The 13,045-nt window shown below is 42.6% G+C and carries 8 protein-coding genes; 6 read left to right on the top strand and 2 right to left on the bottom strand.

Annotation, left to right across the window (positions count from 1 at the left end; genetic code table 11):
- Positions 1-262 precede the first annotated feature (262 nt).
- The 3 genes from RMZ95_RS05970 (at position 263) to RMZ95_RS05960 (ending at position 6,811) form a co-directional block, all read left to right on the top strand.
- A complete protein-coding gene (locus tag RMZ95_RS05970; RefSeq protein WP_322684957.1) occupies positions 263-1,720 on the top strand; it encodes an efflux RND transporter periplasmic adaptor subunit in 1,458 nt (485 codons plus the stop codon).
- A 105-nt stretch (positions 1,721-1,825) separates the two neighbouring features.
- Positions 1,826-4,969: an efflux RND transporter permease subunit gene (locus tag RMZ95_RS05965; RefSeq protein WP_322684958.1), complete on the top strand. Its 3,144-nt coding sequence runs from the start codon at positions 1,826-1,828 to the stop codon at positions 4,967-4,969.
- 468 nt (positions 4,970-5,437) lie between these two features.
- Positions 5,438-6,811, top strand: a complete 1,374-nt coding sequence (locus RMZ95_RS05960; protein ID WP_322684959.1) for an alpha-amylase family glycosyl hydrolase — start codon at positions 5,438-5,440, stop codon at positions 6,809-6,811.
- Between the two features lie 68 nt (positions 6,812-6,879).
- On the opposite strand, the gene hisD is transcribed toward RMZ95_RS05960, so the two are convergent.
- On the bottom strand, positions 6,880-8,160 hold the full coding sequence (hisD, locus tag RMZ95_RS05955; RefSeq protein WP_322684960.1) for a histidinol dehydrogenase: 1,281 nt from the start codon (positions 8,158-8,160) through the stop codon (positions 6,880-6,882).
- Between the two features lie 140 nt (positions 8,161-8,300).
- On the opposite strand from hisD, the gene RMZ95_RS05950 reads away from it, so the two are divergent.
- The gene (locus tag RMZ95_RS05950; protein ID WP_322684961.1) at positions 8,301-9,089 is read left to right on the top strand and encodes a tryptophan-rich sensory protein; all 789 of its coding nucleotides are present in this window, start codon (positions 8,301-8,303) and stop codon (positions 9,087-9,089) included.
- Between the two features lie 163 nt (positions 9,090-9,252).
- Positions 9,253-9,999, top strand: a complete 747-nt coding sequence (locus RMZ95_RS05945) for a pentapeptide repeat-containing protein (RefSeq protein WP_322684962.1) — start codon at positions 9,253-9,255, stop codon at positions 9,997-9,999.
- Here the strand turns inward: RMZ95_RS05945 and RMZ95_RS05940 are convergent.
- Positions 9,971-10,489, bottom strand: coding sequence for a hypothetical protein (locus tag RMZ95_RS05940; RefSeq protein WP_322684963.1), 519 nt, complete (start codon positions 10,487-10,489; stop codon positions 9,971-9,973). The genes RMZ95_RS05945 and RMZ95_RS05940 overlap by 29 nt on opposite strands.
- A gap of 494 nt (positions 10,490-10,983) precedes the next feature.
- Here RMZ95_RS05940 and RMZ95_RS05935 point away from each other — a divergent pair, with 494 nt between their 5' ends.
- Entirely contained in the window at positions 10,984-12,627 is a 1,644-nt protein-coding gene (locus RMZ95_RS05935; protein WP_322684964.1) for a calcium-binding protein, read from the top strand.
- Positions 12,628-13,045 lie beyond the last annotated feature (418 nt).

Below are 13,045 nucleotides of genomic sequence, written 5' to 3'. Positions count from 1 at the left end.
ACAGTGATCTCAATACAGATGGTGTGTGACATAGAGTAGCTTTATGAGATGAGAGAATTTTTTGTATCATAATCTACATAAAATTTATTACCATGTTTTAGTAGTAATTTTGCTTACTTAAAAAGTTATATTATATACTGTTGCAGATAAAAGACATTCACTATGAAATGCGTCATAGTTGATATCGAAGTAAATAAACTTCAAGTTTTCTTAAGAAAATACCAAGGTTTGGTATGTATAAACAGCAAGTAGAGGTGAAACTGTGAGCGATGAAAGTCTTTCAGAAGTTGAGGTGGAAGAAGCTATAACCTCTGAAGATAGGAATTTTTTAAGCAAATCAGATCAAAAGCAGACCAGGGCATGGTTGAAGCCATTATTCTTGGGTACTGGTTTAGGAATTGCGATCGCCTTACTTGCAATGAGTGTATTAAATCGTTTTCCATCCCGTCAACAAAGCGCAGTAGCGGATCAAAAAGTTAACCCAGCGATGACAGTTACTATCGCCACAGTAGAAACCGCCCGTGTTGTCCGTACACTCAAAACTACTGGGACTGTAGCCGCGAGTGATTTAATTCCCGTACTACCGCAAACAAACGGTTTACAAATTAAAAGCATCCCCGCAAATGTCAAAGAAGGAGCTTTTGTCAAACAAGGGCAAGTGTTGGCAGTGTTAGATGGTTCCATACTGCAAAGCCAAATTAGCCAAGCAAAAGCAGATGTGGAATCGAAACAAGCAGATGTAGCATCCAAACAAGCAGATGTAGCATCCAAGCAGGCAGATTTGCTATCAAATAAAGCAATAGTCCAGCAAAAACAAGCCGATTTAGCTCAAGCTAAGGCGAGGTTGGAGGAAGCAGCCAAAAATTATCAGCGCTATCAACAACTCGCTGACTCTGGGACGATTAGCAAACAAGAACTTGATACTCGTTCTTACGCTGTGAAAACTGCCATAGAAGTTGTGAACCTGTCCCAAGAAAATATACGTAGTGCCCAGGCTAATATCGGCAGTGCCCAAGCTAATATTAATAACGCCCAAGCGATCGTCAACAAAGCCAAAGCCGATGTCAAAAGCAGTGCTGCTAAAGTGCAACAACTGCAAACTCAATTGGGACAAACTGTAGTACGTGCGCCGGTTTCAGGAGTAATTGCCGAGAAACTAGCTAGAGTCGGTGATGTCACTGGCGTACCGCCGCAAACCCAGGTGGGGACGGTGATTGGTGGCACACAAAAGCTATTTTCGATTATCCGAGATGAAAAGTTAGAACTTCAGGCGAAGGTGCCCGAAACTCAACTAACTCAGGTGAAAATTGGCGCATCGGTGCAAATTACTTCTGATGTCGATCGCCGGGTGCGATCGCAAGGACGAGTCAGAGATATACAACCACAACTGAACGATCAAAGGCGGGAGGCGACAGTGAAAATTGACTTGCCCCCAACGACTTTACTAAAACCAGGAATGTTTGCTAGTGCTGCAATTACTACTGACTCAGGGATGAAAATGGTAGTGCCACAAAAAGCAGTGCAGTCCCAAGCTGACGCAAGTGTAATTGTATTCATCTTATCGAGTGAAAATACAGTCAGCAGCCAGAAAGTCGAATTAGGAGATCCTGGTAATAACGACACCGTAGAAATCAAGAGTGGGTTACAGTTAGGCGATCGCGTTGTCGTTGATGGTGCAGGCTATCTCAAAGATGGCGATCGGGTTCGAGTTGTAGATTGAAAGGAATGGGAATGAGAAATCGGGAATAGGAAAAATAACTGATGACAAATGACCAATGACAAATGACAAATGACAAATGACTAATCCAAAATCTAAAATTTCCCAATGTCTTTTAATATCTCAGCCTGGTCGATAAAAAAACCTGTTCCCACGATCGTTTTATTTTTAATTTTGACGGTTGTCGGTTGGTTCTCATTCATATCCTTGGGGATTGATACTAACCCAAATATTGATGTACCAACAGTTTCGATCAAAGTCACCCAACCAGGTGCAGGCCCAGCAGAACTAGAATCTCAAGTGACGAAAAAAATTGAAGATGCTGTGGCAGGGTTGGGTAATATCGATTACATGATTTCCACCGTTAGCGATGGGAATTCTCAGACGACAATTAACTTTGTTTTGGGTACAGATAGCGATCGCGCCACCAATGATGTTCGGAATGCGATCGCTCAAATTCGCCAAGATTTACCCCAAGACATTAACGATCCAATTGTGGAACGCCTAGAATTTTCCGGCGGCCCGGTGATTACCTACGCAGTTAAATCAGATCGGCGTTCTGTAGAAGAGTTAAGCAATCTCGTAGACCAAACTATTAGCCGTGCCTTATTGGGAGTTCGGGGTGTAGCACAAATTCAGCGTGTGGGTGGCGTTGACCGAGAAATTCGGATTAATCTTAATCCAGATCGCTTACAATCTCTAGCGATCACCGCCACTCAGGTAAACGACCAAATCCGCGCTTTGAACATTAACTTACCTGGCGGACGTGCCGAAGTTGGTGGTAGCGAACAAAGTATCCGTACTTTAGGAAGTGCCACCAGTGTGGATATTTTGAAAACTTACGAAATCGTTTTACCACAAGGTGGTTCTGTACCTTTATCTAGCCTGGGAACTGTAGAAGATAAATTTGGTGATGTACGTCAAGCCGCCCGATTGAATAATCAACCTGTGGTAGCTTTTCAAGTCTTGCGTAGTACTGGCAGCGTTCTGGTAACTGTAGAAGAAGGAGTGAAAGCAGCAGTCAAACAACTAGAAAAAACCCTTCCCCCAGATGTCAAACTGGATTTAATTTTTACTAGAGCCGATATTGTCCGTCAATCTTACCAAAGCACCATTGATGAATTGATACAAGCTTCGGTGCTGGCGGTCATCGTTATTTTAGTGTTTTTGCGGAACTGGCGAGCAACATTAATTACGGCTGTTGCCTTACCCTTGTCAATAATTCCCACCTTCGCAGTGCAGCAAGCCCTTGGTTACACCCTCAACAACATGACTTTGTTGGCATTAGCCCTGGCGGTGGGCAACTTGGTAGATGATGCCGTTGTGGAAATTGAAAACATGGAACGCCACATGGCTATGGGCAAGTCAGCTTGGGAAGCTGCTTTTGACTCTTCCGACGAAGTAGGATTAGCGGTAATCGCCAGTTCAGCCACGATTATTGCAGTGTTTCTGCCCGTTGCCTTTATGGGTGGGATTCCGGGGCAATTTTTTCAACCATTTGGCGTTACCGTTGCCGTTTCCACAATTTTCTCAACTCTTGTCGCGCGGATGGTTACGCCGATGATGGGGGCGTATCTTTTAAAAGAGGCAGAGGGGCAAGGGGGCAGGGGGGCAGAGGGGCAGGGGGGAATAATAAAAATTTTTAATTTTAAATTTACACTTCCAGGTGGTGGGAACGGAAGTAGAAAACTTGGAGATGAAAAGCGTCAAGGTTTTCAACCTTATAGATCGCTTTTACAGTGGGCGTTACGCCATAGATTGACAACAATAGCGATCGCTTTAGCTTTTTTTATTGCCAGTCTGACGCTGGTTCCTTTAATTCCCAAGGGTTTTGTTGATGATGGCGATTTCGGAATTTCTAATGTATCTATAGAATTACCTCCTGGTTCCACATTAGAAGACGTTAACAAGGTAGTCACACAAGCAACTGATATTATCCGCCAAAATCCAGTAGTTGAACGCGTACTAGCAACAGAAGAGATCAATTCTGCTAGTCTTGCGATTAATCTTAAACCCAGAGAGAAACGAAATATTTCCCAAAAACAGTTTGAGGAACAAGTGCGTCCTAACTTTGAGCAAATACCAGGAGCTAGAATTAGTTTTCAAAGTCAGTCACCAGGTGACAGTCGCAAAGGTTTATCAATTGTCCTCAGAAGTGAAAATCCCGCAGCTTTGAATCAAGCTGCTGATGCCTTAGAAAAGCAGATGCGATCGCTAGCTGGATTGGTAGAAGTGGCTTCTACTGCCAGTTTAGTCAAACCAGAGATTTTGGTAATTCCCAACCCGCAACGGGCAGCAGATTTGGGGGTGACAGTGCAAGCGATCGCTCGGACTGCTTCCCTTGCCACCATCGGCGATAATGAGGCGAACTTGGCGAAATTTAATTTAAGCGATCGTCAAATCCCCATTCGCGTCCAAATCGATCCCGAAGCGCGGGCTGATATCAACACAATCACAAATCTACAAGTCCCCAGTCAAAATGGCAGATTAGTTCCCCTGATAGCAGTGGCAGACATCCGCTTTGGTAGCGGCCCCGCTACCATCAACCGTTACGATCGCGCCCGTCAAGTAGCTGTAGAAGCGAATTTGCAAGGGATTTCTTTAGGAGAGGCAGTCCAGACAATCAATAAACTACCTGCAATGCAAAACTTACCACCAGGAGTAGTACAGCAACCATCAGGTAGTGCCAAAATTATGCAAGACATTTTTGGTCGCTTTGGCGGTGCATTGGGGTTGGCATTAATGTGTATCTATGCAATTCTGGTGCTGCTGTATAACAACTTTCTCCATCCATTATCGATTATGGCAGCCTTACCCTTTTGTTTAGGCGGGGCATTGGTAGCGTTGATGGTTGCTCAAAAACCCTTGGGAATATATGCCCTGATTGGTATCGTGTTGCTGTTGGGGATTGTCACTAAAAACTCGATTCTGTTAGTTGACTATACCATCATCAACATGCAAGAAGGCAAAACCCAACGTCAGGCGCTCGTTGAATCAGGCGTATCACGTCTGCGTCCAATTTTAATGACTTCTTTCGCAACGATCGCCGGGATTCTGCCCTTAGCATTGGGAATCGGCGTGGGTTCTGAAGTTCGCCAACCAATGGGAATTGCCATTATGGGCGGTTTTACAACTTCCACTCTGTTGACACTGGTAGTAGTACCAGTGATATTTAGCTACATTGACAACTTCCAAACTTGGATTATGGATACAATGCGCTATGGCTTTGGTAAAAAACCATCGCGTCAATAATGCCCAATCAATTTTGGATTTGTAATTTTAGATTTTATAGTGTTTCTCGGCTGAGTCCAATACAGACCTAACAAGAACAGCCCCAACCCATTTAGGTTTAAGCGTAAGTTTTACCCCTGTCTAACCCTCCCCGTATGTATTGGGGAGGGAACTAAATTTTATGTTTCCCCCTTTTTAAGGCTACGGTGTATACACAAGTCTGAAATAGCTGAAAAACCCAAGGTTTTACCCCACCCTAACCCTCCCCTTAGAAAGGGGAGGGAACTAGATTTTCCAGTTTCCCCCCAATACATCGGGGGGATTAAGGGGGGTAATACGACTTGTGTGTACACCGTAGTTCCTTGCCAGGGGGAGGGGTTCTTGAGGTTTAATAAGTAACTAAGCGGACATGATATTACTCAATAAAAAGTCAATTTTCTTTGGCAAACTAATAGTAAAACGCAATCCGGTTTAGGAGTAATATCTTTGATGAAAAATATCTTCATCTGTGCAGTTGTCATCTGCGCAACTTGTATTTACCCAATTCAGGCATTAGCAGGAGAAAGACCTTCTGCGATTTTTCATGCATTTGACCAGCAGTATACTGATATTGAAAAGTTTGTCTGTGAAATAGGGAAGCAAGGATACTCTCACATTCAAATTTCTCCAGCCCAAAAATCTAATCCTGCTCCAGAATGGTGGGCCCGCTATCAACCTGTAGATTACAGCGTTATCGAAGGTAGAGGTTCACTCTTAAATTTAAAAAAGCTTATTAATCAAGCCCACAATTGTCAGGTCAAAGTGATTGCTGATGTTGTTTTCAATCACATGGCTAATTTAGATGGCAATGATGATTTTGAAGATTTAACTAAATTTTCAGGTCTTTCTATAAATGACTTTAATTGGGATTTAAATCGTCCAGGGAAAAAATCTTGTAGCATTAATTATAGTGATGGCAATAGAGATTCAGAAATTAATTGTTGGTTAGGTGGACTTCCTGAATTGAGATTTACCAATAATGTTAAAAAAATTCAAAAAGCTCATTTAAAAAAACTGCTAGATTTAGGAATTGATGGATTTCGGTTTGATGCTGCCAAGCATATGCCAGCAGATGTTCTTAAAGAGTACATCAGCTATGTGGATCGACAAAGTCAAGGCAAAGCATGGAATTATCTTGAGGTAATCACAGATAGTGACACCAGTGCAGAAAATTATAACTGGATTGCTGCTGTCACAGATTTTGTTCTCTACAATTCAATGAAAAATGCCTTCAGCTTTGGTGGAGATTTGCGTTCTCTGCGAGTTCCGACAGCCATAAACGATCCGCGTAGCGTCACTTTTGGCAGAAACCACGATACGATCCGCGATATTAATTCTAATGCCATTAACCCCTATAGCGATCCTTCTGATTCTTTCCTCGCAACAGCATATATCTTGGCGAGAGAACGTGGCACTCCTTTAATACTCAACTGGGATAATAGAGATGCTGCTTTTATCAAACATGGTGTCAAATTCCGCCAAATTATGCATCAACGAGGAACTCAGGGAAAAAATACCAAAGAAAATATTTTAACAGCAATTGATAGTACGACTGTATTACTAATGGAGCGGGGCAGTGAAGGATTTTTTGTTGTCAATAAAGGGGAGAATAAATTTAATATCTCAGCACTGGATTTGACCTTAACGAATTTAGATGGATGTTATCGGGAACTCCGTAATAATTTTACTGTTGCGATTGAACGTCGCCAAGGTGAGAAAAAATTTATAACTCGTTGGGGAAGCTGGAATAGAGGCGGTATGGAAGTTCAAAAACGCGATGCACTCTATTTTATTCGAGAACCTTTTAATCAATGTCAAATGTAGATGCTCTCTCCTGCCTTCTGCCTCCTGCCTTCTGCCTCCTGCCTTCTGCCTCCTGCCTCCTGCCTACTTCAATCTAAGCGTACAGATACACTACCTGCATGGGCTGGCAAACCTTCTGCCTCTGCTAAGGTGATAGCTGCTTTGCCTATTGTCTGTAATGATTGTTTGTCACATTCTAAAAAAGTAATTCGTTTGAGAAAGTCGTAGACACTCAAACCAGAGGCAAAGCGGGCAGAACGGGCAGTTGGCAGTACATGGTTGGGGCCTCCTAAATAATCGCCAATCGCTTCTGGAGTATAGCGTCCTAAAAACACGCTGCCGGCACACTTAATTTGATTGGCAAGGAGTTGCGGATTATCCACACACAATTCCACATGTTCTGGAGCTAGTTGATTGAGCAGTGGTATACTCTCGGCTAAATCGCTAACTAGAATCACGGCTGCATAATTTTGCCAACTTGCACTAGCAACTTCTCTGGTAGGTAAATCGGCGAGAATTTTCTCAACAGCCTTTATTACTTGTTGCGCGAAGATTTCGGAATCAGTAATTAAGATTGACTGGGCACTAGGATCGTGTTCTGCTTGCGATAGTAAATCCCAAGCAATCCAATCTGGGTTGTTCTGGCTGTCGGCTACTACTAAAATTTCTGAAGGGCCAGCGATGCTATCAATGCCAACAGTGCCAAAGACTTGACGCTTGGCTTCAGCAACATAAGCATTACCAGGGCCAACAATTTTATCTACTGGGGCAATGCTTTCTGTACCATAAGCTAATGCTGCGATCGCTTGCGCCCCACCAATGCCATATATTTCTGTAACACCAGCAACTTGAGCAGCAGCCAATACGACAGGATTAATCTCACCACCAGGCATCGGTACTGTCATGACAATTCTTTCAACACCAGCAATTTTGGCTGGTAAGGCATTCATCAACAAAGAACTTGGATAGCTAGCCCGTCCCCCTGGTACATAAATTCCCACTTGCGACAACGCTACCCAATTCAATCCCAGTTTTACCCCGACTGCATCGCTGTAGACAATATCTTGTGGTAATTGTTTTTCATGGAAAGCCACAATCCTCTCAGCAGCAAATTCCAGCGCCGCCAAGACATCAGCAGGACATTGTGCTGCGTGTTCGGCAATAAAAGTTTCGCTTAAATGCAAAGACTGGAGATGGTTGCGATCGAAGCGGCTAGTATAATCCTTAACTGCGGCATCACCACGCACTTTGACATCAGCTAGAATCTCGCGTACTGTCCCACTAACATCAACTGTAACTTCCCGGCGATCGCTTACAAGAGTTTTGAATTTGACAAAAAAATCTTTGTCGGTAGTTTGAAGTAGCTGCATGGACAGTAGCTTAAAAGCAGTGAGGTCAATAATTAGTTTAACTCCTGATTAACTTGCTCGATATGGCTGTGGCTTATATGCATCACTCTTTTCAGATGTAAGCTGAAAGAAAGCCACAAAAGATTATGAGTTAACATCCTATGCAGCAGTCCACAAGAGGCAATTACCGGGATCTTTGGCGGCAGCTTGTTACTTTGGCTGCAATCTTTGGTGCTTTTGTTATCAACGTAGTATCGAACGTTTTTCCGCTCAATGGACTTAGCATCGGGGAAATTTCCAATACTTTGTTTAAAAATGTCTTGATTATCCCTGCTAATTACGCCTTTGCGATCTGGGGGCTGATTTACCTGGGGTTGTTTGCTTTTGGCGTATACCAAGCTCTACCTAATCAACGATATGAGTCTGATTTACGTAAGACAGGTTATCTGTTAGCGATCGCCTGTGTTGCTCAAAGTATTTGGGTATATCTGTTTCTGTCTCGGCTTTTTGCTTTTTCTGTCATTGCAATGCTCTTGATTCTGTTGCCCCTGATTGCTGTCTATGTGCAGTTAGAAATTGGCAAATCGCGTGTACCTCGGCTGAAAAAATGGTGTATTCACTTTCCGATTAGTATTTATCTAGGCTGGATTAGCGTCGCGACTATTGTCAATGTAGCGTGTGCCTTGGATTTTCACGGGTGGAACGGTTGGGGGATTTCTCCTGTAATCTGGACTCTCATCATGGTATTGATAGCAACAGCAGTTGCAGCAGTTATGGTTATCCAGCGTCGAGACATCGCTTATGCAGGAGTAATAGTCTGGGCATTAGTGGCGATCGCACTCAAGCATTTTGATAACTCAATGCTCAGAAATACCGTATTGATTTTGGCCATTTTCCTAGTTTTAATCGCTACGATTAACAGCTTACGCACCCAACAAGAACATATTTAAGTGTAATAACATACCCGCCCAGCGTTTCTTAAGAAAGAACTTTTAGAAGCGTTCGTTAAGCACGCACAATAAGGGTCGGTTGTTACACACACCAGTCTGATTGTCATTAGCCAAAATAGATAGTTAAAGCCGGAATCGTCTAAAAAATTCAAAATTTATAGAAATGAAAAATATTATCTCGATTGGTTGGAATAACTGGTTAAAAAGGCATAAAGAATCTGTTTTACTATTTGACTCAATTACTGCCGCTAATGAGATTGCTCTAATGCTTAACGGTCAATGGGATGGCTGCAATGGTGTAATTGTAACTTCTAGTGATGAAATAGCTGTTAACACTGCTGCCAAACTATTACAAGCTACATGGTGTTATCAAGGCATATCAAAAGCCGTTTTGAACAGAGTAACAACTGATGAAATTTTACGCCGTTATGCAATCGGAGAAAGAAATTTTGTTAATGCTAATTTGAGGTGTGCAGTACTTGCGACCATGAAGCTAAGTGAAATTAACCTAAGTTATGCCTCATTGAGTTGGGCAAACTTAAGTCAAGCTAATCTCAGTAAAGCTGATTTAACAGCAGCAGACCTCAGTCAAGCGAATTTAAGTGGAGCCGATTTAAGTAAAGCATACCTGATGAGGGCTAACCTAAGCGAGGCAAACTTGCAAAAAGCTTCACTTCAGGGGGCTAACCTCAGTGGTGCTAACTTAAGTGAAGTCAACCTCACTGGTGCAGATTTAACAGGAGCTAATCTGTCACTAGCAGACCTAAGAGGGGCAAATTTTCACTTGTGCAATTTGAGTGGGGCTAACCTAACAAATGCCAAGTTAATTGAAAGTGACTTGGCTTTTGCTCAACAATCATCGCCTGACTCCAGTATTACCTCTAGTCAGTTCCACCCCAAGTCCAGGTAGGATTGCCATTCTTGAAACTATTTTTTAGCACTACTAGGGGATAATCATTAGGATCGGAGCCACCAGCCAAATCCAAGATGAAATAAACTTTACCTTTAACAAAGTGCATCCGTAAATAATTAATCTTTCCAGAGTAGTCTTGCCCATCAACCTTAGTCATTCCAGCAGAAGCAATGCATCTAGCATATTTTGGTTTGAGTGTCCCAACCCATGTAACGCTAAAGTTATTACTGGCTTGAACAGAAATATTAGTAGCATAGGCACTCAGGTTAATAGAGCCATCTGTTGCAAAACTACCTTCTTGATAAGGACGGGGTTTTTCAGTGACAATCACTTTGCTTGGACAGCTTTGTTTTTGCTCGTTTTCACTATAAACTTTTAGCTCAATGTTTTGTGATTGATTTTGTGCTTGGACGCACCAGTTGGACAACAAAGGCAGTAAACCAATACTTGTGCCTATAATCAAAATCAATGGTCTAAATGAAATCATACTCATATCCAAACCAATACTAAATTGAATAAACTGATTGGCTAAGTAAAAGGCTGTTGATAGAACAATACGCTTGGGTTAGCGCCAAAAACCATATACTACGTAGGTTGGGTTGAGGAACGAAGCCCAACATTTTCATAGCTTTGTTGGGTTGCGCTTTGCTTCACCCAACCTACAATTCTTCCACAATGCACCAGGATAAAAACTGACTTCTACCTTGGACTGTACAGCACTAAGATAGACAGAATTAGGGTTAATTGACACCCGCATTATTAAGTATAAATTAATTTATTTATCACAAATATATTGAATGACTTTATGTAAATTCTTGGAGGTTGCCCGAATTCAATCAACCACTGCCCGAATTCAATTAACGACTGCCCGAATTCAATTAACCACTGCCCAAATTCAATTAACGATTGCTCGAAAACAGCGCTAAATTCAAGATTGAGAACTGAAATTACTAAAAAAATGGAATCAGGTAGGTAAAAATTATGGCAAATATCATTGGAACCAGCGGCTACGACTTACTACAGGGTGGTACTGCGAATGATACTCTCATTGGTGGTGTGGGAGGTGATTTTCTCACAGGTGGCGGTGGCAACGATAAATTTGTTTACGACTTGGGCGACGGCACTGATACAATCACTGATTTTGGTGGCATCGGTAAAGGAACTAACCCGACAGCAGCAGTTATTGCTGAAGTGGACACGATCAAATTTCAGGGTGCAGGATTAACTGCTCAAAATTTACTGCTGCTTCAGAATGGCAACGATCTAGAAATCACTTTTGAGGGGAATACTGATACCGTAGTTATTCTACAAAATTTCAAACTAGAAAATTTAGAGAATCTGAAAGCTTCTGGAGGCAAACCAGCAATTGGTAATATCCTGTTTGACGGGCAAAATAGCATCACCGACAGCTTTAATGTCCTCGATTCCAACTCTACTGATACTAGCCTGGGCATCAAGAACACAGTAACTTTCCTCAATGACCTCAACAATAACATTACGGGGTTAGACGATTCCAATGATGTCGTTAATGGTCAAGGCGGTAATGACAAAATCGATGGTTTGAGTGGAAACGATTTGCTCAGAGGTGGTGCGGGTGATGATACCCTCATTGGTGGTGCGGGAAATGATACCCTCATTGGTGGTACGGGGACTGACTCCTTTGTTGGCAATAATCTGCTTTCTGGGGGCTATGGCAATGATTATCTCTCCATTTCTGGCTACGAAAGCTTTAGCTACCCAGACTACGACTACAACTCTCGCTCGTCTGGTAAAAACACCCTCAACGGTGGCGTAGGTGACGATAACTTGAGTGCTAGCGGTTCAACAGGCAATAATTTGCTCTTTGGGGACGATGGCAATGATAATCTCTCCATCTCTGGCTACTACGACGGAGGTAACTACGCAGACTACGACTCTCGCTCGTCTGGTAAAAACACCCTCAACGGCGGTGCAGGTAAGGATACCTTAAGTGCTGGCGGTTCCACAGGCGATAATTTGCTCTCTGGGGGTGATGGCAATGATTCTCTCTCTATTTCTGGCAACTACAGCTATATTCCCAGCGACCCCTACTCACCCCGCGACGTCTCCATCACATACGACTCTCGCTCGTCTGGAAAAAACACTCTTAATGGTGGCACTGGGGACGACAACTTGAATGCTACTAATTCAAAGGGTGATAACTTACTTGATGGTGGCGCTGGCAATGATTATATCTCTGCCTCTAGCGCCTCTGGTAAAAACACAATCTATGGTGGTAGTGGGAATGATACCCTTATAGGTGGCTTTGGTAATGATACCCTCTATGGAGGAACTGGTACTGATACCTTTGTTTTCAATAATTACAATAAAGGTATTGACAGTATTTATGACTTAAACGCTACTAATGAACTGATTCAGGTATCGGCTGCTGGCTTTGGTGGCGGGTTATCACCAGGTTCACTTAAGACAAGTCAGTTTACCCTCGGAACATCTGCAACGACAAGCAATCAACGATTTATCTATAACAGTGCTACAGGTGGACTGTTCTTTGACCTTGATGGCAGTGCGTCTGGGTTTACTCAGGTAAAATTTGCACAATTATCTACTGGATTGTCACTCAGCGAAAACAATTTTGTGGTTGTTTAATCAAAATTAGGGACTTCCAAATAAAAAATATCCCAAAACTGACGCAAAGATTCTCTCTGTGTTCTCTGCGCCTGGAGTGGTAGTTTGCGGCCTACGTTCGCGCAGCGTGTCGCAGACAGACGCTTTGCGTAGCTTGCTTCCCCGTAGGGGTATGCGTCTACGTTTATTGGGATAATTTATTTCTTGGAAATCCTTTAGCACTCTTTAATTGCCAAGCGGTACGGTTCGGGAGATGCTATTTTTAGATGAAGATTTTTACGGGCTGTAGAAAATTGCTCCTGCTGTCATATTGCTTTACATCTAGATGGATAGACAGCTTGACCGAAAGGTTCTACAATTTGACTGATTGTGGTAAATTTACCTATTGCCCAATCCATATAAGCATAGTAAAGATTTTCTAGTGATTCCGTTTGATTGC

It is taken from the genome of Nostoc sp. DedQUE07, from assembly GCF_034530975.2.
GTDB lineage: Bacteria > Cyanobacteriota > Cyanobacteriia > Cyanobacteriales > Nostocaceae > Nostoc.
The sequence above is the reverse complement of the archived record's forward strand: the minus strand, read 5'-3'. Positions and strand labels throughout refer to the sequence as shown.

Excerpts from the sequence above, each read along its gene's own strand:
- RMZ95_RS05965 (WP_322684958.1), top strand. The coding sequence starts at position 1,826 with ATGTCTTTTAATATCTCAGCCTGGTCGATAAAAAAACCTGTTCCCACG.
- RMZ95_RS05960 (WP_322684959.1), top strand. The coding sequence starts at position 5,438 with ATGAAAAATATCTTCATCTGTGCAGTTGTCATCTGCGCAACTTGTATT.
- hisD (WP_322684960.1), bottom strand. The coding sequence starts at position 8,160 with ATGCAGCTACTTCAAACTACCGACAAAGATTTTTTTGTCAAATTCAAA.
- RMZ95_RS05950 (WP_322684961.1), top strand. The coding sequence starts at position 8,301 with ATGCAGCAGTCCACAAGAGGCAATTACCGGGATCTTTGGCGGCAGCTT.
- RMZ95_RS05945 (WP_322684962.1), top strand. The coding sequence starts at position 9,253 with ATGAAAAATATTATCTCGATTGGTTGGAATAACTGGTTAAAAAGGCAT.
- RMZ95_RS05940 (WP_322684963.1), bottom strand. The coding sequence starts at position 10,489 with ATGATTTCATTTAGACCATTGATTTTGATTATAGGCACAAGTATTGGT.
- RMZ95_RS05935 (WP_322684964.1), top strand. The coding sequence starts at position 10,984 with ATGGCAAATATCATTGGAACCAGCGGCTACGACTTACTACAGGGTGGT.